The following is a 22,176-nucleotide window of genomic DNA, read 5'->3' as shown; positions in this document are numbered from 1 at the left end:
GTCGTCGGATCCTCACCGTTCGTCATGGTCGGGGCCGCCGAACGCGGCGTCTTCGAGTTCGCTGAGCACCTGGTCCTCCACCAGTTCCGCCAGGGCGGCCACGGTGCGGCGGACGAGGATGTCGCGGGGTGTGAGGCTGACGCCGAAGGCGTCGTTGGCCCGGGAGGCGATGAGCAGGGCGCGCATGGAGTCGCCGCCCAGCAGGAAGTAGTCGTCCAGCGCGCCGACGGCCGTCAGGAGGGTCTCCTCCCAGATGGCCGCCACCGCCTCCTCCGTGGGCGTGCGGGGCGCCACGTGCTCGGCCCGCTCCTCCTCGACCACCGCGGGCGCGGGCAGGGCCGCCCGGTCCGTCTTGCCGTTCTCGGTGAGCGGGCAGCGGTCGAGGACCGCGAACGCCGAGGGGACCATGTAGCCCGGCAGGAAGCGGGCCGCGAGCGCGCGCAGTTCGGTGGCGGCCGGTGGTTGCGCGCCGGGTGCCGCGAGCAGGTGGGCGACCAGGCGCGGCGTTCCCGGCTCGTCCTCCCGTACGCTCACCACGGCGTCCAGCACGGCCGGGTGGCGTACCAGGACCGCCTCGACCTCGCCCGCCTCGATGCGGTGGCCGCGCAGCTTGAGCTGGTGGTCGGTGCGGCCCAGGTAGTGCAGTTCGCCCCGGGAGTCGCGGCGCACCAGGTCGCCCGTGCGGTACATGCGGGTGCCGGGGGGACCGAACGGGTCGGCGGTGAAGCGGGCGGCGGTCAGGCCCGGCCGCCCCAGGTAGCCGCGGGCCAGGGCGGGTCCGCTCAGCCACAGGTCGCCCGGAACGCCGTCGGGGACCGGCCGCAGGCGTGCGTCGAGGACGTAGGCGCCGGTGGCGGGCAGCGGGCGGCCGATGGGCGGCGCGGCGCCGTCCGGTTCCAGCGGCGCGGACCAGGTGGCGACGACGGTGGCCTCGGTGGGCCCGTAGGAGTTGACCATGCGGTGGTGCGGTGCCCAGCGGGCGACGAGGTCGGCGCCGCACGCGTCCGCGCCGACCACCAGCGTCTTGAGACCGGGCAGCGTGCCGGGAGTGTCCGGCGGCAGGGTGGCGAGCGCGGCCGGCGGCAGCAGGGTGTGGGTGATGCGTTCGTCGCGCATGACGTCGGCCAGCGCGGCGCCGAGCAGCGGGCCGGGCGCGGGCACGACCAGCCGGGCGCCGTGCGGCAGGGACATGCACAGTTCGAGCACGGAGGCGTCGAAGCTGGGCGTGGCGAAGGCCAGCACCCGGTCGCCCGGGGCGACCTGGTAGTGCTCGGCCTCGGCCGCGGAGAACGCCGCCAGTCCGCGGTGGGTGACGACGACGCCCTTCGGTGTGCCGGTGGACCCGGAGGTGTAGATGACGTAGGCCGGGTCGTCCAGGTCGAGCGGGCGGGTCCGGTCGGTGTCGGTGGGCCGGTGGGCGGAGCCGTCGTCGGGCGACGCGGCGAGCAAATCGGCGACCTCTCCCGCGTCGAGGGTGAGCGCGGGCGCCGCGTCGCGCAGCATCAGCTCGATCCGTTCCTGCGGGTAGCCGGGGTCGACAGGCAGGAACGCGGCGCCCGTCTTGGCCACCGCCAGCTGGGCCAGCACCATGTCCGCCGAGCGGGGCAGGAGCAGCGCGACGATGCCGCCCGGTCCTGCGCCGCGGGCGATGAGGCGGTGCGCGAGGCGGTTGGCGTGTGCCTCGGCCTCGGCGAAGGACAGCTGGAGGCCGGGTGCGCTCAGCGCCGTCGCGTCGGGCCGTCGGTCGACGGCGGCTTCCACGAGGGCGGGCAGGGTCGCGGGCGGTACCGGTTCCAGGGACGGGCGGGCCGGTCCGTGCAGCAGGCGTTCCCGTTGCTCCGGCGCGGTCACGTCGATGTCGTCGAGGCGGGCGGTGTCGTCGCAGTCGGCCAGGGCGGACAGGGTGTGCAGCAGCTGGCCGGTCAGGGAGCCGGCGGTGTCCGGGTCGAAGTAGCGGGGGTCGTAGCCGAGTTCCACGCTGAGCCGGTCACCGGGTGAGACGACCACGGTGAGGGGGTAGTTGGTGGCCTCCCTGGCGTCCAGGTCGCGTATGCGCAGGCCGTGCGCACCGGCCGTCGCGTCGCCGACCGGGTAGTTCTCGAACACGACCAGGCTGTCGAACATCGGCGTGCCGGACGGCAGATGGCTCAGGCCGTGCATCTCGGTCAGGGGCAGGTGGTCGAAGCGGCGGTCCTCGGCCCGTGCTTCCTGGACGCCGCGCAGCCAGGCACCGCAGTGCGCGCGGCCGTCGACGGTGACGCGGGCGGGCAGCGTGGTGATGAACATCCCGATGATGGTGTCGGCGCCGGTCAGGTCGGACGGCCTGCCGGAGACGGTGGTGCCGAAGCACACCTGCGATCCGCCGCTCCAACGCGACAGCAGAAGCGCCCAGGCGCCCTGCACCAGGGTGTTGAGGGTGAGGCGGTGGCGGCGGGCGAACTCCTGGAGCCGGTCCGTCTCGGCCTCGGTCAGCAGCCGCGACAGCCAGGTCCCGGAGCGGGCCGGGGCGTCCTGGGCGGGCCTGCGGTCGTAGGGCAGCGCGGTGGACGTGGCGAGGTCCGCCAGGACGCCGCGCCAGTGGTCCCGCGCTTCGGCGGCGTCGCGGGCGGCGAGCCAGGCGGCGTAGTCCGCGAAGGGCCTGCGGTCGGGAAGGTCCGGCTGCTCGCCCCGGGTGAGCGCGGCGTGGGCGGCCATGACGTCCGCCAGGACGTGGAAGACGCTCCAGCCGTCCAGCAGGACGTGGTGGAAGGTCCACACCACGCGCACCGCGTCCGGTCCGAGCCGGACCAGGGCGATCCGCATCAACGGGGCCCGCTCCGGGGAGCAGTCCCGCTGCCGGGCGAACAGCCGCTCCAGCTCGGCGTCGCGTTCGCGCGCCGTCAGGTCGCTCCAGTCGTGCTCGGTGACCGGCAGGGTCACGTCGCGGTGCACCACCTGCAACGGCACCGGCACGTCGCGCAGCGCCACGGCGGCGCGCAGGGCGGGCGTGCGGTCCACCACGTGCTGCCATGCGGCGGCCAGCGGCCCGAGGTCGCGGGCACCGTCCAGCACGAAGGTGATCTGTTCGACGTACAGGCCGCCTTCCGCCTGGTCCATGCCGTGCAGGACCATGCCGGTCTGGGTGGGGGTGAGCGGATGGATCCCGTCCACTTCCCGCCCGGTGCCGACCAGCCGGTCGACGGCCGCCTGGTCAAGACCGGCCAGCGGGAAGTCGGACGGGGTGCGGCCGCCCGCGCCGGGCTCGGCGCAGTGCCGGACGATGGCGCGCAGTTCGTGTGCCGTCTCGGCCGCCAGCCGGGCGACGGTCTCGCGCCGGTGCACCTCGCGGGAGTAGGACCAGGTGAACTCCAACTGCCCGTCGCTGACCCGCCCGAGGACGTCCAGGAGGTGCGGCCGGTCCGCCGAGCGGTCCATGCCGCCGGTGAGCGGGCCGTACGGCGCGTGCAGCAGGCCGCCCGGGGCCGGGCTCCAGTCCTGCCGACCCAGGTAGTTGAAGGCGATCTGCGGGAGGCCCGGCAGCTTCGGGTCGGGCGCGCCCCGCAGGTGGCGCAGGGCGCCGTGTCCCAGGCCGCCGCGCGGCACGGCCCGCAGGTTCTCCTTGACGGCCTTCAGCGCGGTGCCGGTGTCGGCGTCCCGGGGCACGTCCAGGGCGACGGGGTACATCGTGGTGAACCAGCCGACGGTCCGGGCGAGGTCGACGTCGTCGAAGAGTTCCTCGCGGCCGTGTCCCTCCAGCGCCACCGTCACCCGGTCGTGTCCGGTCCACCGGGCCAGGACCCGGCCGAGGGCGCACAGCAGGACGTCGTTGACGCGCGTGCGGTAGACGTCCGGCACCTCCTGCAACAACCGGCGCGTGTCCTCGGCGTCCAGGGCGACGGTCAGCGTCTCCTCGACGGCGGCCGTGTTGGCGCCGGACCGGTCGGTCGGCAGGGCGGCCTGGGACGCGCCGAGGTCGTACCAGTGGGTGAGTTCGTCGTCGAAACCGCCGGCCTCGGTGTGCGCGGCGAGCCGCTGCGCCCAGTCCCGGAAGGACGTGCTCTTGGGCCCGAGGTCGGCCCGCTCCCCCGCGCGCAGGGCCCGGTAGGCGGTGTCCAGGTCCTCCAGGACGAGGCGCCAGGACACCGCGTCCACGACCAGGTGGTGCGCGGCGAGCAGCAGAACGGGGTGCGGCTCGCCTTCGACACGGCACAGCGCCGCCCGCAGCAACGGTCCGGCGGCCAGATCGAAGCCGTCGGCCAGCTCGTCGGCCAGGTCGCGCAGCGCCGCCGCCCAGTCATCGGGATCACCGGCGGGCAGGTCGTGGACGCACAGGTCCGGCGCGTCGCCGGGCGCGTCGCAGTGCTGACGCCACCGGCCGTCCCCGGTCGGTTCGAACCGGGTGCGCAGCGCGTCGTGCTGTTCCAGTACGGCGGTCAGCGCGGCGCGCAGCAGCTTCTCGTCGGTGTCCGGCGCGAGGCGGAAGGAGACCGCCTGGGTGAAGTGGCGCGGGTCGCCGGTGAGGGTGTCGAACAGCCAGTGCTGCACGGGGGTGAGCGGGACGTCGCCGACCACCGCGCCCTGTTCGGCGACGACCGCGGCGACGGGCGACTCCTGGGCGGCGAGGGCGAGTTCGGCCAGCGTCTGGTGGGTGAACAGGTGCCGGGGTGTCAGGGTCAGCCCGGCCCGGCGGGCGGCCGAGACGATCTGGATGCCGAGGATCGAGTCGCCGCCGAGCGTGAAGTAGTTGGCGTCCGCGCTCACCACGGGAACGCCGAGCACGTCCGCCCAGATCGCGGCGAGCGTCTTCTCCGCGTCGGTGCGCGGCGGCCGGTCGCCGCCCTCGGCGGGCGCGGTCCACACCGGGTCGGGCAGCGCGCGCCGGTCCAGCTTGCCGGTGGCGCCCAGCGGGAGGCGTTCCAGCGGCACCACCAGCGCGGGCACCAGGTGGTCGGGGAGCGTGCGGCCGAGGAACGCGCGCCATTCGGCGGGTTCGGGGAGCCCCGCGTCACGGGGGACGGCGTAGCCCACCAGACGCCGGTGGCCGTCGTGTTCCACCACCCGGGCCGCCGCGGCCGACACCTGGGGGTGCCGGGCGAGCGCGGCCTCGACCTCGCCGAGTTCGATGCGGAATCCGCGCACCTTCACCTGGTCGTCGGTGCGGCCGAGGTAGACGAGGTCGCCTTCTGCCGTCCACCGGGCCAGGTCGCCCGTGCGGTACATGCGCCGTCCGGGCGGGCCGAAGGGGTCGGGCAGGAAGCGGGAGGCGGTCAGTCCGGGACGGCGCAGGTAGCCGCGGGCCACGCCGGTTCCGGCGAGGAAGAGCTGCCCGGGCGCGCCGACGGGCACCGGCCGAAGCCGGTCGTCCAGGACGTAGGCCCGCGCACCGCCGACCGGCCTGCCGATGGGCGGGTCGCGGTCGGGGTCGGCGGGGTCGCAGGTGAAGGCAGTGGCGTAGACGGTGGCTTCGGTGGGGCCGTAGATGTTCATCACCCGGCAGCCGGGCACCGCCGCGCGCACCTGACGGACCGTCCGGGCGGGCAGGCCTTCTCCGGCCAGGACCACGGTGTCCGCGGTGACGCGCACCGCGTCCTCGCCCAGCAGCCTGCCCAGGGCCGAGGGGACCGCGCTGAGCAGGCCCGCGTTCCACGGTCCGGGGCGTTCGGCCAGGGCCAGGAGGTCGTGGACGACCTCCACGGTGCCGCCGGACAGCAGCGGGGAGAAGACCTCGAAGACCGACACGTCGAAGTTGAGCGACGTGGAGGCCACCACGTGCTCCAGCCCGCGGCCGGTGAACTCGGCCGCGGCCCAGTCGGTCAGGGCCAGCACCGAGGCGTGGGCGACCACGACGCCCTTCGGCCGTCCCGTCGAGCCCGAGGTGTGGATGACGTAGGCGGGGTGTTCCGGCAGCAGCACGCCGTCGCGCTCGTCGTCGCCGGGGGCGGTGCGGGAGGCTGCGGCCAGCTGTCGCGCGCACTCGGGATCGTCCAGCACGATCCGGGTGAACGGGCCGTCCGGCAGCCCGCCCGCGGTCCGGGTGCTGGTGATCACGGCGTCGGGCCGCACGTCCTCGAAGAGGAACGCGATGCGCTCGGCGGGATATCCGGGGTCCACCGGCAGGTAGGCGGCGCCGCTCTTGAGGACCGCGAGGAGCGCCACGACCAGGTCCGCGGTGCGGGGCAGCGCGAGCGCGACGAAGCGTTCGGGGCCCGCGCCGGAGGCGATGAGCAGCCGGGCCAGCCGGTTGGCGCGCTCGTCGAGTTCCCGGTACGTCAGGCGCTCGGCCCCGGACAGGACGGCCGGCGCGTCGGGGGTGGCGGCGGCCTGCTCGGCGAACGCCTCGGGGAGGGTCCGGCGCGGCGCGTCGGTGACCGTCCCCGCCAGCCGTTCGACGGTCTCGCGTCCCCGCGCGGGGTCGACCAGCGACAGGTCGCCCGGTGAGCGGCCCAGGTCGGCCGCCATCTGCGTGAGCAGGGTGCGCAGGCTCGCAGCGATGCCCTCGACGGTCGCCTCGTCGAAGGCGGCCGGGTCGTAGTCGAGGCTGACCGACAGGACGTCACCCGGGTCCACCACGACGCTGAGCGGGTAGTTGGTCGGTTCCACGTCGCGTTCCTGCTCGACGGCCAGGCCGTGCCGGGCCACCGCGTCCGCGTCGAACGGGTAGTTCTCGAAGACCACGATGCTGTCGAACAGGTTGGTGCCGCCGGGCACCTCGCTCCACGTCTGCACCTGGGCGAGCGAGACGAATTCGTGGCGGCGGGCCTCCGACTGAGCGGCCTGGAGCTCGCCGAGCCACTCCAGCAGGGTGCCGTGCCCGTCGCACCGCACCCGGGTGGGCAGGGTGTTGATGAACAGCCCGACCATCGAGGTGACGCCGGGGAGTTCGGCGGGGCGACCGGAGACGATCGTGCCGAAGACCACGTCGTCACCGCCGCCGTAGCGGGACAGCAGCAGCGCCCAGGCGCCCTGCAGGACCGTGTTGACGGTCAGTCCGGCGTGCTGGGCCGTCTCCCGAAGTCGCGCCGACACGTCCGCGTCGAGGCTCGCCCGCACCGACGCGCAGGACGAGGCCCGGTGGGCCTCGGCGGGCCGCCGGTCCCGGGGCAGTTCGGTGGGCGCGGGGAATCCGGCGAGGGTCTGCCGCCAGTACCGCTCGGCCCGGTCGGCGTCCTGTCCGGCCAGCCAGCGCAGGTAGTCGCCGAAGGGGGCGCGCTCGGGCAGGTTCGGGCGGTCGCCCGAGGTCAGCGCGGCGTACCGCTCGCACACCTCGTCGAAGACCTGGGCGGCGCTCCAGCCGTCGAGCAGGACGTGGTGGAAGGTCCACACCATCCGCACCCGGCTCGGCGACAGCCGGATCAGGGTCAGCCGCATCAGCGGGGCCGCGCTCAGGTCGATGCCGGTGCGCCGGTCCTCGTCGAGCAGCCGGGGCATCTCGCGCTCGCGGCGCTCCGCCGGGTGTCCCGTCCAGTCGAGGTGGGTCACGGGCACGGTGGCCCGCTGCTGTACGACCTGGAGCGGCTCGGCGGTCTCCTGCCAGACCAGGCGGGTGCGCAGCATCGGGTTGGCGTCCGCGGTGCGCTGCAACGCCTGCGCCAGGGTGTGCGGGTCGGTGACGCCGTCGAGCACGACCTGCACCTGGTTGACGTAGGTGCGCCCCTGCGGGTCCATCAGGCTGTGGAAGAGCATGCCCGCCTGCATCGGCGTCAGCGGGTAGACGTCCGCGACGGCGCGCCCGTCCCCCACGACCCGGTCCACCGCCGCCTGGTCGAGGCGGGCCAGCGGGAAGTCCGCGGGGGTGCGGCCACCGGCGTCGGGGCGGGCGCAGTGGGCGATGATGCCCTGCAACGCGTCCAGCATGCCGTTCGCGAGCCCGGCGACGGTCTCCTCACGGTGCCGCCCGCGGCTGTAGTACCAGATGATCTCCAGGCTGTCGTTCTCCACGCGCGCCACCACGTCCAGCAGGTGCGGGCGTCGCGTGCCGGGTGCCTCCGCGCCGTCGAGGCCGCCGGGCACCGCGCCGACCAGGACCGCGCCGTCGGCGGGCCAGTCGAAGCGGCCCAGGTAGTTGAAGCTGATGCCGGGGCTCGTCGCGTCGGCGAGCCGCTCGTCCCGGGTGAGGTGGCGCAGCACGCCGTAGCCCAGGCCCCGGTCCGGCACCGCGCGCAGCTGCTCCTTCACGGACTTGAGGGCGGAGCCCCACTCCCCTTCCGGGACCTCCAGGGCGACGGGGAAGAGGGTGGTGAACCACCCGACCGTGCGGGACAGGTCGACGTCCTCGAAGAGGTGGTCCTCGCGCCCGTGGCCCTCGAGACCCACGGCGACGGTGCGCCGCCCGGTCCAGTCGGCGAGCACTCTGCCGAGGGCGGTCAGCAGGACGTCGTCGATCCGGGTGCGGTAGGTACCGGGGACCTTGCGCAGCAGGTCGCCGGTGCGTTCCCGGTCCAGGCGGACCGTCACCGAGCGCACGTCGGCCATGGTGTTGCCGCCGTCCTCGTCCACCGGGAGCGGGTCGGCGCAGTGCCGGGCGGCCTCCGCCCAGTGGGCGCGCTGATCGGTGAAGCCGTCGTTCCCGGCGTGATCGCGCAGCAGGCGCGTCCACTCCTGGACGGAGGTGGTGCGTGCGGGCAGCCGCAGCGGACGCCCCGCCGCGGCCTGCCGGTAGGCGGTCTCCAGGTCTTCCAGCAGGATCCGCCACGAGACGCCGTCGACCAGCAGGTGGTGCGCGACCAGCAGGAGCCGCGCGGGCCGTGTGCCGTCGCCGGTGAACAGGCGGGCGGTGAACAGCGGGAGGGCGTCCAGCCGGAACGCGGCGTGCGCCTCGTCCGTCACCCGGGCCTCGGTCTCCGCGGCCGCCGCCGGGTCCAGGCCGCGCAGGTCGCAGACCCGCAGCAGCTCGGGCGGGGCGGCGTCGGCCGGGGCGCAGTGCTGGTGCCAGGTGGCGTCGTCGGCGGCGGTGAAGTGGCAGCGCAGGGCGTCGTGGTGGGCCCACAGGGCCGCGAGCGCGCGGCGCAGGACTTCCGGGTCGACCTGGCCGGGTGCCTCCACGACGACGGACTGGTTGAAGAATCCGGCGTGCGGCGGGCGCGGGTCGAGGAACCAGTGCTGGATCGGTGTGAGGCCGACCTGTCCGCTCACCGGTTCCGTGCCGGTGACGGTCGCGGTGGTGCCGGTGGCGGCGGCGAGCGACGCCACGGTGGGGTGCCGGAACAGATCGCGGGGGGTGAGCGCGAGCCCCGCGGCGCGGGCCCGGGAGACGACCTGGATGCTGAGGATCGAGTCGCCGCCCAGCATGAAGAAGTTGTCGTCGACGCCGACCCGTTCCGCGCCGAGCAGTTCCGCCCAGATGGCGGCGAGCACCCGCTCGGTCTCGGTGTCCGGGGCACGGTAGGCGCTGTCCCCGGCGGCCGACCAGTCGGGCGCGGGCAGCCGCCGCCGGTCCACCTTGCCGTTGACCGTCAGCGGCAGTTCCGGCAGCGCGACGAACGCGGCGGGCAGCATGTAGTCGGGCAGGTCGGCCGCCAGATGGGCGCGCAGCACGGTGGCGGACGGCGCCGCGGCGCCGTCGGCCGGTACCACGTGGGCGGCCAGTCGCTTGCGGCCCGCGTCCTCGTACAGCGACACGACCGCTTCGGCGACGCCCGGATGCGCGGTGAGCCGCGCCTCGATCTCGGCTGGTTCGACCCGGAAGCCGCGGATCTTGACCTGGTCGTCGGCGCGCCCGACGAAGTGCAGTTCGCCGTCGTCGCTCCACCGCACGGTGTCGCCGGTGCGGTACATCCGGCCGCCGGGCGGCCCGAAGGGATCAGCGACGTAGCGGGCGGCGGTGTCGGCGGGGCGTCCCGCGTAGCCGCGCGCCAGTCCCGCGCCCGCGATGTACAACTCTCCCGGTATGCCCGGCGGTTGCGGTCGCAGCTCGTCGTCCAGCACGTACACGCGGGTGTTGTCCAAGGGCCGCCCGATGGGCAGCACGGCGGGCAGCGGATCACCGGAGCGGAAGACGCGGCGGGTGGCGAAGGTGGTGGTCTCCGTCGGGCCGTAGCCGTCGACGACGGTGAGGCCGGGGCAGGCCCGCAGCACGCGGTGCACGGTGGCGCCCGGCACGGCCTCGCCGCCCGTCCACACCTCCCGGGCACCGTGCAGGCACGTGGGGTCCTCCTGGGCGAGGAGGCGGAACAGGCCCGCGGTCAGCCACAGGCAGGTCACGCCCTGTTCGGTGACGGCGTGGCGCACCGCGGCGGCGTCCAGGTCGGTCGGCGGGGCCAGGACGGCCGTGCCGCCGCGCAGCAGGGGCACCCACACCTCGTAGGTGGAGGCGTCGAAGGCGTGCGGGGAGTGCACGAGCACGCGGTCGTGGCCGGTGAAGGCCCGGTCCAGGGCGAGTGCGGCGACGTCGCGCTGGCGCACGGCGACGCCCTTGGGCGTGCCGGTGGAACCGGAGGTGAACATCAGGTACTGGACGGTGTCGGGGTGGATCGCCGCGGTCGCGGCGTGCGCCGCGGTCGCCTGCTGGGGCCGGTCCTGCTCGCCGGCGTCGTCGAGTCGCAGGACGCGGTCGCCGGGGCACAGGTCGCGGGCCGTCTCCTGCCACTCGGCGTCGGTGAGGAGCAGGTCGGCGCCCGCTCCGGCCAGCATGCGCCGCAGCCGCTCGCGCGGCGCCCTGCCGTCCAGGGGCAGGTAGACGCCGCCCGTGCGCACCAGGGCCAGTTGGGCGACGATCAGGGAGACGGAACGGTTCATCAGGACGCCGACCGGTCGTTCCGCCCGCACGCCGAGCGCCGCCAGCCGGTCGGCCAGGGCGGCCGCCCGGGTGTCGAGGTCCCGGTAGGTGACGCGTTCGTCCCCGGCCTCCAGGGCGACGGCGTCGGGAGTGCGGCGCACCTGCCGTGCGAACAGGTCCGCGACGCTGCTGTCGGTATCTTCGGTGGCGGTGTCGTTCCAGGCGTGGAGCACCTGCTCCCGACGCTCCGGCGTCATCAACGGCAGTCGCACGGGCGGACGTTGGCCACCGTCCGGCATGCCCGCCAGCAGGACCGTGAGGTACTCGGCCATCCGTTCGACCGTCCCGGCGTCGAACAGCTCCGGGTCGTAGCTGAGGCACAGGGCCAGCTCCGGCCCCGGGTAGGCCACCAGACTCAGCGGGTAGTTGGTGCTCTCGATGCCGTCCAGGGCGCTCAGGCGCAGGCCGTGGGCGGCGGCGAGGTCGTCGTCGACCGGGTAGTTCTCGAAGACGACGATGCTGTCGAAGAGGGGCACCCGCTCGGGAAGGCCGGTGAACGTCCGCATCCGGGTGAGCGGTACGTAGTCGTAGCGCCGGTCCTCGCTCTGGTCCCGCTGCACCCGGCGCAGCCAGTCGATCAGGGTGCCGTCGGCCGGGACGACGGTCCGGGTGGGCAGGGTCGTGATGAACATGCCGGTCATGGCGTCGGATCCGGGCAGCTCGGCCGGGCGTCCCGAGACGGTGGTGCCGAACACCACCTCGTCCCGGCCCGCCTGACGGCCGAGCAGCAGCGCCCACGCGCCCTGGACCAGGGTGTTCAGGGTCAGGCCCGAGGACTTCGCGAGGTCCTCCAGTGCCCGGGTGGTGGCCTCGGGCACCGTGACCCGCACGGCCCGCGTGGACTCCGCCCGGTGGGTCTCGCGCGGCTCGCGGTCCCAGGGCAGCGGTGTGGCCTCGGTCAGTCCGGTGAGCCGGTCTTGCCAGTACCGTTCGGCCTCCGCCCAGTCGCGCTCGCGCAGCCAGGCCACGTAGTCGTGGTAGGGGCGGCGCTCCGGCAGGCCGGTCGGCGCGTCCGCCGTGTCCGGAGCGGCCCCGGACAGCGCGCGGTGGGTGGCGAAGACGTCCGAGAGCACCTGGAACAGGCTCCAGCCGTCCAGGATCGCGTGGTGGAAGGACCACACCACGCGGACGCCGGTGCCCGAGATGCGCGCGAGCGTCAGGCGCTGGAGCGGTGCCCGGGCCAGGTCGATGCCGTGGGCGCGGTCGCGGTCCAGGAGGTCGGCCAGCCTGTGGCGGCGCTCCTGCTCGGGCAGGTCGCGCCAGTCCAGGTGGGTGACCGGCGTGCGCGCGTGCCGCTGCACCACCAGCAGCGGTTCGGGCACGTCCTGCCAGACGACGCGGCCGCGCAGCACCGCGGTGCGGTCGGTGACCCGCTGCCAGGACTCGGCGAGCGCCTCCGGGTCGGGTACGCCGTCCAGGTCGAAGGTCAGCTGCTGGAAGTAGGCACCGCTGTCGTCCTGGGACAGGCCGTGGAAGAGCATGCCGGCCTGGGTCGGCGTCAGCGGCAGGACGTCCTCCACGGCACCCGGCTCGTCGCCCGCGATCCGGTCCACGGCGGCCTGGTCGAGCCGGGCCAGCGGGAAGTCGGACGGTGTGCGGCCGGCGGCGCCCGGGCGTGCCGCGTGGCGGGCGAGGTCCCCCAGTGCGTCGGCGAACGCCGCGGCCAGCCCTTCGACGGTGGCCGGGTGGTGCAGCCGGTCGGAGTAGAACCAGGTGAACTCCAGCGCGTCGCCGTCGAGTCGGCCGACCACCTCCAGCGCGTGCGGACGCTCGGCGAGCGGGTCGGCGTCCAGCTCCAGCGGCCGGAACGTCCCGCGGACCAGCCCGTCGGGGGCGTCGGGGAAGTCGATCCGTCCCAGGTAGTTGAAGCTGATCTGCGCGGCCGGACCCCGCGGGGCCGTCCCGGGCCGGGCGAGGTGGCGCAGGGCGTCGTGGCCCAGGCCGTGCCGGGGAACGGCGCGCAGCTGCTCCTTGACCTGCTTGAGCACGGTGTCCCAGTCGGCGTGCGCGGGGACGCGCAGGGCGACCGGGTGCCGGGTGGTGAACCAGCCGACGGTGCGGCTGATGTCGAGGTCGGCGAAGATCTCCTCGCGGCCGTGTCCCTCGACGTCCACCACCACCCGCTCCCCCGCGCCCGCGGCGCACAGCGTCCGGCCGAGGGCGCTCAGCAGCACGTCGTTGACCTGGGTGCGGTAGGTGTCGGGCAGGGTGCGCAGCAGGACGGTGGTGTCCGCGGGGCTCAGGCGCACGGTCACCGAACGGGCCGAGGCGTAGGTGTTGTCGCCGTGCAGGTCGGCCGGGAAGGGTCGTTCGGGGTCCGGGGCGGCCTGCGCCCAGTAGTCCTTCTCGTGGTCGAAGCCGCCGTCGGCGGCGTACGCGTTCAGCCGCTGGGCCCAGTGCCGCAGCGGGGAGGACTTCGCGGGCAGCGCCGCCGCGCCGTCGCCGCCGTCACGGCGGGCGCGGTAGGCCCGGTCGAGGTCCTCCAGCAGCACCCGCCAGGACACCCCGTCCACGACCAGGTGGTGCACGGCCAGGTGCAGGATCCGTGTCCGGCCGGGCCCGCGGTCGTGCAGCACGGCGCGCAGCAGCGGCCCGCGACTCAGGTCGAAGGGCCCCCAGTGCGGGGTGTCGGTGTCCGGCCCGGTGTGGCGGGCCAGGACGATCCGGGTCTCCCGGTCGTCGATGTGCCACCGCACGTCCGCGGCACCGGATCCGCTCCCCGTGCCGTCACCGGTCAGGAAGGCGGAGCGCAGGGCGTCGTGGTGGGCGACCACGTCGCCGAGCGCGTCCTCCAGCGCGGCGGTGTCCAGGTCGTCGGGCAGGTGGACGGAGAGCGTCTGGGCGAAGTGGCCGGCCCGCCCGGCCGCGCTGTCGAACCACCAGCGCTGGATGGGCGTCAGCGGGCTGTCCCCGGTGACGGCCACCGTGGCGGGCGCGGTCGGCCGCTGTCCCGCGGCGGCGTCCGCGCACCGGGCGAGGGCGGCGACCGTCTGGTGGCGGTAGACGTCGCGGGAGGTCACCGACAGCCCCGCCTGCCGGGCGCGGGCCACCACCTGGATGCTGAGGATGGAGTCGCCGCCGAGTTCGAAGAAGTTGTCGTCCGCGCCGACCCGGTCCACGTGCAGGACCTCCGCCCAGATGGCGGCGAGGCCGCGCTCGGTGGCGGTGCGGGGCGCCACGTGGCGGACGGCGCGGGCGGCCGGCGCCGGAACGGGGAGCCGGCCGCGGTCGAGCTTGCCGTTGGGATTGAGCGGCAGGACGGGCAGCGCCACGACGGCCGCGGGCACCATGTAGTCGGGCAGCGTGAGGTCGAGGGCGCGGCGGACGGCCTCCGGCTCCACGCGGCTGTCCGGGAGGGGGACGACGTAGCCGATCAGGCGGCGGTGGCCGTCGCTCTCGGAGACGGTGGCGGCCGCGTCCGCCACGCCCTCGCAGCCGCGCAGTGCCTCCTCCACCTCGCCCAGTTCGATGCGGAAGCCCCGGACCTTGACCTGCTGGTCGAGTCGGCCGACGTATTCCAGCTCGCCGCCCGCGCTCCAGCGCACCAGGTCGCCGGTGCGGTACATCCGCTCCCCCGGAGCGCCGTACGGGTCGGCGACGAACCGGCCGGCGGTCAGCCCGGGGCGCCGCAGGTAGCCGCGCGCCAGTCCGCCGCCTCCGAGGTACAACTCGCCCGCCACGCCCGGGGGTTGTGGACGCAGAGCGCTGTCGAGGACATAGACCCGGGTCAGCGCCACCGGACGGCCGATGGGCGGTGCCTGGTCCTTCGGCTCCTTTCCGGCGAACCAGGCGGTGGCGTACACGGTGGCCTCGGTGGGGCCGTAGATGTTGGCGATCCGGGAGGCGGGCAGGACGTCGCGCAGGTCACGCACGAGTTGGGCGGGCAGGGCCTCGCCGGCCAGGACGACGGTCTGGGCGTCGACGGGCGCGGTGCCGCCGGCGACCAGGCGCGAGACGACCGACGGCACGCCGCTGACCAGTCCCGCCCGACGCGGCTGCGGCGCGTCGGCGAGGGCGGCCAGGTCGGCGACCACCTCGACGCTGCCGCCCGCCAGCAGGGGGCAGATCAGCTCGAACACCGACACGTCGAAGTTGAGCGAGGTGGAGGCGATCACGTGGGCCAGCCCGTCGGGGCCGAAGCGCTGCCGCGCCCATTCCGCGAGCGCGACGACGCTGCGGTGGGTGACCACCACGCCCTTGGGCCGGCCGGTCGACCCCGAGGTGTAGATGACGTAGGCGGGGTGGTCCGGCTCCAGCCGCCGGAGCCGGTCGGCGTCGGTCAGGTCCGCGTCGCCCGGCTCCGCCTCGTCTTCGCCGGTCGTGGCGTCGGCCGCGACGCAGTCCTCCAGGATCAGCGGCTCGCAGCCCTCGGGGAGGGCGTGGGCGGTCTCGCGGGTGGCGACGACGAGCGTGGGCGCGGCGTCGTCCAGCATCAGGCGGACGCGCTCGGCCGGGTAGCCCGGGTCCACCGGGAGGTATGCCGCGCCGGACTTGAGGACCGCCCACAGGACGGACGGCAGTTCGGCGGTGCGCGGCAGGCAGAGCGCGACGAGCGTCTCCGGGCGGGCGCCACGGGAGACGAGCAGCCGGGCCAGCCGGTTAGCGCGCCGGTTGACCTCCGCGTACTCCAGTCGCGTCCCGTCGCAGGAGACGGCGGTCCGGTCGGGGGTGCGGGCCGCCTGGGCCTGGAACAGCTCGGGCAGTGTGCTGTCCGGGGTCTCGGGCCTGCCGCGGGTGGGCGGGTTCCAGGAGTCGATCAGCGTGCGCTGCTCGTCGCGCGAGAGCATGGGAAGTTCGGCGAGGGTCCGCTGCGGGCCGTCCGCCATGCCCTCCAGCAGGCGGTGGAGGTGCCGGGAGAGGCGGGCCACGGTCCACGCGTCGAACAGGTCCGTGTTGTACTCGACGGTCAGCGCGCAGCCGCCCGCGGTGTCCGGCGCGAACTCCAGGACGAGGTCGAAGCGGGCGGCCGGACGGGGCAACGGGTGGTCCTCGAAGCGCAGTTCACCGGCGGGCGGCAGGGCCGTGGCGGTGGCCTGCTGGACGACGAGGGCCTGCACCAGCGGAGTGCGGCCGGGGTCCCGGGGAGGCGCCAGTTCCTCGACCACCCGGTCAAACGGCACTCCGGCGTGGGCGAAGGCGTCCAGCACGGTGGTGCGCGTGCTCCGGACGAACTCGTCGACGGTGGCGGTCTCGTCGACGTCGCCGCGCAGCACGACGGTGTTGGCGAAGAAGCCTGTCACCTCTTCCAGTTCCCTGCGGTCCCGCCCGTTGGTGACGGTGCCGAACGCCACGTCCCGCTGGCCGGAGTAACGCGAGAACAGCAGCGCGGACACCCCGGCGAACAGGGTGAACGGCGTCGTGCCCGCACCTGCGGCGAGGTTGCGCAGCCGGTCCATCAGGTCGGCCGGGAGGTGGTGGCGGTGGCCCGCGCCGGAAGTGGTGCGCACCGTGGGCCGGGGCCGGTCGGTGGGAAGTTGCAGGTGCTGGAGTTCCGCCAGGTGCTGCTTCCAGTAGGCGAGGTCCTCGGCGTCCCTGGTCCCGGTGTCGGCGGTCCGCTGCCGCTGCTCCCACACCGCGAAGTCGGGGTACTGGACGGCCGGGGCGGGCAGGGCGGCCGGTTCCCCGGAGACCTCCGCGTGGTAGAGCGCGACCAGCTCACGGGTCAGGACGCCCACCGACCAGCCGTCGGTGACGATGTGGTGCTGCCCCAGCAGCAGTAGGTGCTCGTCGGCGGCGAGGCGGACGAGCAGGGCCCGGGTCAGCGGACCGTCCGTCAGGTCGTAGGGGCGGCTGAGTTCCTCGGTCAGCAACTGTTCGGCGGCCCGCGCACGTTGCCCGGCGGGCAGATGGTCCAGGTCGGTCGTGTGCAGCGGGAGGCGGGCGTCCGGGTCGATCCGCTGGACGCCCTGCCCGTCGACGGTGGCGAAGGTGGTCCGCAGGGAGTCGTGGCGGGCGGCGAGGCGGTCCAGGGCCCGGCGCAGGGCCGCGAGCCGCGGTGTGCCGAGAAGGCGCAGGGCCACGCCGGTGTTGTACTCGTTTCCCCCGGGCGTCAGGTCGTCGAGGAACCACAGCCGCCGCTGGGCCCCGGACAGCGGCAGGGGCTCGTCACGCGGGGCGGGCGGGATCGTCTCCTGCGGCGTGGCGCGGTGCCGGTCGTCCAGCAGTGGGGCCAGGTCGGCGATGGTGCGTGCGGTGAAGACGTCCCGGAGGGTGAGCCGGGCGCCCAGCTCGTCCCGTATACGGGCCAGGATCCGGGCGGCGAGGATCGAGTCACCGCCCAGGTCGAGGAAGTCGTCGGTCGTCCCGGGGGTGTCGCAGTCCAGGACGTCCGCCCAGATGGCGGCCAGAGCGCGCTCCTGCGGGGTCGACGGCGCCACGGTGTCGGCCGCCCGCGGACGGGCGGGGGCCGGCAGGGCGTCCCGGTCGATCTTGTTCTGGGCGGTGAGGGGCAGGGTGTCCAGGACGACGACGGCGGACGGCACCATGTAGCCCGGCAGGACGGCGGCCGCGGCGGCGCGCAGGGCGGCCGGGTCCGGGGTGTGCTCCGGCCCGGCGGGGGTGACGTAGCCGACGAGGCGTTCCCTGCCGGGCTCGTCCTCGCGGACCACGACCACGGCCTCGCCGACGCCCGGTTGCCGCCGCAGGGCGGCCTCGATCTCGCCGGGCTCGATGCGGAAGCCCCGGATCTTCACCTGCCGGTCGAGCCGGCCGAGGAAGTCCAGTTCGCCGTCGGCGTTCCAGCGGGCCCGGTCGCCGGTGCGGTAGAGCCGGGCGCCGGGAGCGCCGAAGGGGTCGGCGACGAAGCGTGCGGCGGTCAGGCCTGGGCGGCCCAGGTAGCCGCGGGCCACGCCGTCGCCGCCGATGAACAGCTCGCCGTCCGCGCCGGGCGGCACGGGCCTCATCGCGGCGTCGAGGACGTACACCCGGGTGTGCGGCAGGGCGTCGCCGATCGTCGGTGTGCCGGTGCCGGCCGCGAGCGGTCCGGTCCAGGTGGCGACGATGGTGGCCTCGGTGGGGCCGTAGGAGTTGATCATGCGTCGGCCGGGCGCCCAGCGGTCGACCAGGGCGGCCGGGCAGGCCTCGGCGCCGACGATCAGCGTGCGCAGGTGGCGTGCGCTGTCCGCGGTCGGAGCCGGGAGGGTGGCCAGGGCCGCCGGCGGGATCAGGGAGTGGGTGATGCGGTGTTCCTCCAGCACCGCGGCGAGTTCGTCGCCCAGCCAGGGCCCGTCCGGGGGCACGACGAGGGTGGCGCCGGACAGGACGGAGACGAACAGCTCCAGAACGGAGGCGTCGAAGCTGGGCGAGGAGAACTGGAGCACGCGGTCGCCGGGGCGTACCGCGTAGCGCTCGACGGCGGCCGCGGTGAAGCCGCCGATGCCGCGATGGGTGACGGCCACGCCCTTCGGCGTCCCGGTGGAGCCCGAGGTGTAGATCACGTAGGCCGTGTGGTCCGCGCCGACGACCGGAGCGGGGATGTCGACCGCGCCCTCGGTGTCCGCCGCGGTCGTCTCCATCACGTGGCGGACGTGCCCCGGGTCGTCGAGGACCACCGCGGGTGCCGCGTCGGCGAGCATCAGCGCGCGGCGCTCGGCGGGGTAGGCGGGATCCACCGGCAGGAAGGCGGCGCCCGCCCTGCTGACCGCCAGTTCGGCGGCGATCAGTTCCATCGACCGCGGCAGGACCAGCGCCACCGTACGCTCCGGCCCGGCGCCGCGCCGGACGAGGTCGGTGGCCAGGCGATCGGCCCGAGTTGCCAGCTCCCGGTAGGTCCAGACGCGCCGGCCGTCGGTCAGCGCGGGCGCGTCGGGGGTACGGGCCACCCAGTCGGCGAACAGCTCACCGAGCGTCGAGGGCGCCCGCGACGGGACCCCGCCGGCTTCGGTCGGCCCGGCGGTGCCGCGGGAGTGCGGCGAGGAGGACGCCGGTACGGGTTCGTCGGCCAGGTCAGGCATGGGTGAGGTCCTTCGGGGGTGAGGAGGGTGCGACGCGAGCGGCGGAGGGCGGCGAGCGGGCAGCCCTCGGACCCACCCGAGCGCAGCGGTGGTGCGCCGTGGGCGGGCCCGAGGGGGCGAGGTGCTGCGGGTCGAGCCTCAGGCGAGTTGGGTGCGGCGCGCGGTGCGCCCGGATATCTGCACGCGGTCGACCGCACCGGTCACGGCGTCGCGGTGGAACCGGCCGCCGGGTTCACGCAGGCCGGTGGCCGGGTCGACCAGGTCGCACGTCAGGTCGGGGTGGCAGACCAGGGGCAGCGGCAGGTCACCGTCCACGGACAGCGTCGGCGAGCCGTCGGGTCCGAGGGCGACGCGGTACTCGGTGCGGCCGTTGGCGTAGGTGCCCACGCACTCGGGCAGGGCGACGGTCTCCCGCGGGCTCGGCGACGCGCTGCCGACGGGGACCCGCACACCGGCCGTGGCCGCCAGGTCGTCCGCGAGATCGCGCCACATCGCGGTCGCGGCACCGGCGTTGCCGGTGAAGGCGACCACCACACCGCTGTCCGGGTCGGCCCGCAGATGGCAGGAGGTGCCCTGGGCGTTGCCGTCGTGGCCGCACCACAGGTGCTCGCCCTCGCGGTAGAGGGCGAGCCCCAGCCCCCAGCCGTCCGCCAGCGCGCCCGGGTGGGCCGAGGGCTGCGGAAGACGCATCTCCATGGCGACGGCGGTCGGCACGGCGGCGGTCCGGCCGACCAGCGTGCTGCCCAGCGCGGCCAGGTCCGTGGCGCTCGCCAGGAGCGCTCCGGCCGGTGCCTCCAGCGGCGCGAGGTTCTGCCGGACCGGACGGACCTGGCCCGTCGCGGTGTTGAGGGCGTGCCCGGCGGCGACCGGACGGCCGGCGGGGGCGGAGAACCCGAGGAACGCCGGGACGGTTTCCAGGGGTTCGAGGAGTAGGGCGCTGACGGCTTCGTGCCACGCCATGCCGGTCACCGACTCCACCAGGCGCCCGGCGGCGACGTAACCGGCGTTGGAGTAGGAGAAGTCGCTCCCCGGCGCGAACAGCGCGTCCCGCGCGGTGCACGTGGACGTGAGGTAGTGGGCCGTGGTCGTCCGGGCGGCGGTGTCGGAGTCGGGCCCGGTCGGCAGGCCGCCGGTGTGACTGAGCAGCTGGCCGATCGTCACCTCCGGAACGCCCCGCAGCTCGGGGAGGTAGTCGGCCGCGGAGTCGTCCAGGTCGAGGTCGCCGTCGTCGGCGAGGAGCATCACCAGGGCCGCCGTGTAGGGCTTGGTGAGCGACCCCAGGGGAACGGCGGTGTCCGCGGTGAAGGGCGCACCGGTCGCGGCGTCGGCCACGCCGGTGTGCAGGGTGACGATCCGGGAGCCGGTGTCCAGGACCAGTTGGGCGCCGGGCACCCGGTGGTCGCGGGCCAGCGTGTCGAGACGGTGCTGTAGTTCCTGGCGCGACAAGGATGGCGCGCGCTCGGCAACCAGAGCACTGGTGATGTGCGGCATGAGAGGGGAACTCCCGTTGTGTGGGTCTCATGTGCGGGTGGCAAGGCCGGCCGGGCTGAGCGGTAGCGGGGCCGACCGGGGGCGTACGCGCCCCGTACTACGGCCTGACGACGTCGACCGGCAGCCGGCGTACGCCGATGATGACGGCCGGGTTCTGGTACGTGACGTCCTCGTAGGAGGGGACCGTCAGGGAGGTGAACCGTTCTTGCAGCATGCGTAGCGCGATCTGCGCCTCCAGCCGGGCCAGCGGGGCACCGAAACAGAAGTGGATGCCGTGGCCGAAGGTCAGATGGGGATTGCGCCGACGCGTCACGTCCAGGACGTCAGGGGCGTCGAAGCGGGCCGGATCCCGGTTGGCGGTACCGAGGTGGACCATCAGCATGCTGTCCGCGGCCAGTTCCTGACCGCCGAGGACCACGGGCCGGGTGACGCGGCGCCCCAGCTCGGGGAAGGGGGGCAGCCAGCGCAGCACCTCCTCGATGGCCCGAGGCAGCAGGTCGGGGTCGGAGCGAAGCGTCGCGTCCGCACCGGGATTGCGGTCGAACGTCACGACGGCGTTGCCCAGCAGTGCGGTCGTGGTGACGTGTCCCGCCACCAGCAGCAGGGCGACGAATCCCACGATCTGCTGGTCCTCCAGGTGGACACCGTCGACCTCGGCGGCGATCAGCCTGCTGGTGAGGTCGTCCCCCGGATGCGCCCGACGGCGGCGGATGTGCTCCAGTACGTAGTCGTTCATCTCCCGGATGGTGGGAGCGATCGCTTCCAGCGCCCGTTCCAGGTCGGCCATGTCGGCCGTCTCGCCGAGCTGGTCGCCGCTGAACAGGATGCTCGCCCATTCCTGGAAGAGCCGGTGCTCGTCGGCCGGCACACCGAGCAGTTCGGCGATGACGATGATGGGGAGCGGGTAGGCGAGCGCGTCGACCAGGTCGAACCGGTCGTGGTCCGCGACCGCGTCCAGCAGGCGTGCGCAGATGGCCTCGATGCGCGGTGCCAGACCCTGCACCACTCGCGGGGTGAACGCCTGGCTCACCAGCGCGCGGAGTCTTCGGTGTTCCGGTGGGTCCATCCCGACGAAGTTGCCCTGGGTGAAGGTCTCGAAGTCCTCCTGGGTCGGAGCGAGGGACCCCAGATCGGAGGAGTACGTGGCGGGATCGGCGAGCACCGAGGAGACGGCCTCGTGGTCCAGGACCTGCCACAGCCCCCGGCTCTCCTCGTAGGACATCGGGCCCGCCGCACGTAACTGGCGCCAACGGTCGGCGACGTCCTCCAAGAGGACGGGGACACCAGCGAGTTGATCGGCAGTCATCTGCACTCCTTCGATTGCGGCTCTCGGGCATGGCGGAACAGCGACGGTGGCCGGCGAGCGGCACCGGGAGCAGGGCATGGCGAACGCGGCCTTCAGGCAGTGGAGACGGGGATCCGCGATCGCCCGCTCATGAGGCCGCAGTGCTGCGGGAGCAAGCCGGTACTCGGTGGCCCGGACGCGACGAGAAGACCTCTGAAGTCCCTGCGGCGTCACCGGTCACGGCACGAAGGCAGGGAACCATCGACCCGCGGCCGTCGTGCATCGAGGTGCTTCACCACGTCCGTCAGGCGCGCCTCAACACTTCTGGCGCACGACTCGGCCCCACAAAGGGCCGTAACGCCGAACATCGGCCTGCACGGTAAAGCACCTGTGCACAGCGATCCCCCCAGTGGTTCTCTCTCACGCAGCCACTGCGCGAGACACTGCACGGCACGAGATCAGGACAGTACCAAGCCCAGGACCTCGAATGGTGGAGCGGTGAAGCACCCACAGTCTTCACGGGGAGTCACCCTCTGGCAACCCCACGAGATTGAAGGGGAAGGAAATGCCGAGCGGGACTCGTCTTACGAGGCGACCCGGCCGAGTCGCCACCTCCGCGTGTGCCCAACGAACGGACGATGAAACAGAATCCGCCACACAGCGCTCCGCGGCGGAACCGGCCACGCGGCCACCAT

Annotated in this window: 3 protein-coding genes; all 3 read right to left on the bottom strand. The window is 74.4% G+C overall.

Going from position 1 to position 22,176, the window contains the following annotated elements; translation table 11 throughout:
- Positions 1-12: 12 nt before the first annotated feature.
- Positions 13-18,705 (bottom strand): non-ribosomal peptide synthetase, encoded by an 18,693-nt coding sequence (locus tag K7472_RS02130; RefSeq protein ID WP_222973331.1) that lies wholly within the window; start codon positions 18,703-18,705, stop codon positions 13-15.
- A 138-nt stretch (positions 18,706-18,843) separates the two neighbouring features.
- Positions 18,844-20,196 carry a serine hydrolase domain-containing protein gene (locus K7472_RS02125; RefSeq protein ID WP_222973330.1) on the bottom strand — a complete coding sequence of 451 codons (1,353 nt, stop codon included), beginning with the start codon at positions 20,194-20,196 and terminating at the stop codon, positions 18,844-18,846.
- A gap of 97 nt (positions 20,197-20,293) precedes the next feature.
- Positions 20,294-21,502, bottom strand: a complete 1,209-nt coding sequence (locus K7472_RS02120; protein WP_222973329.1) for a cytochrome P450 — start codon at positions 21,500-21,502, stop codon at positions 20,294-20,296.
- Positions 21,503-22,176: the final 674 nt, after the last annotated feature.

Origin of the sequence: Streptantibioticus parmotrematis (genome assembly GCF_019890615.1) — a bacterium.
Classification (GTDB): Bacteria; Actinomycetota; Actinomycetes; order Streptomycetales; family Streptomycetaceae; genus Streptantibioticus_D; species Streptantibioticus_D parmotrematis.
Note: the sequence above shows the minus strand (reverse complement) of the source record. Positions and strands in the feature narration are given on the sequence as shown.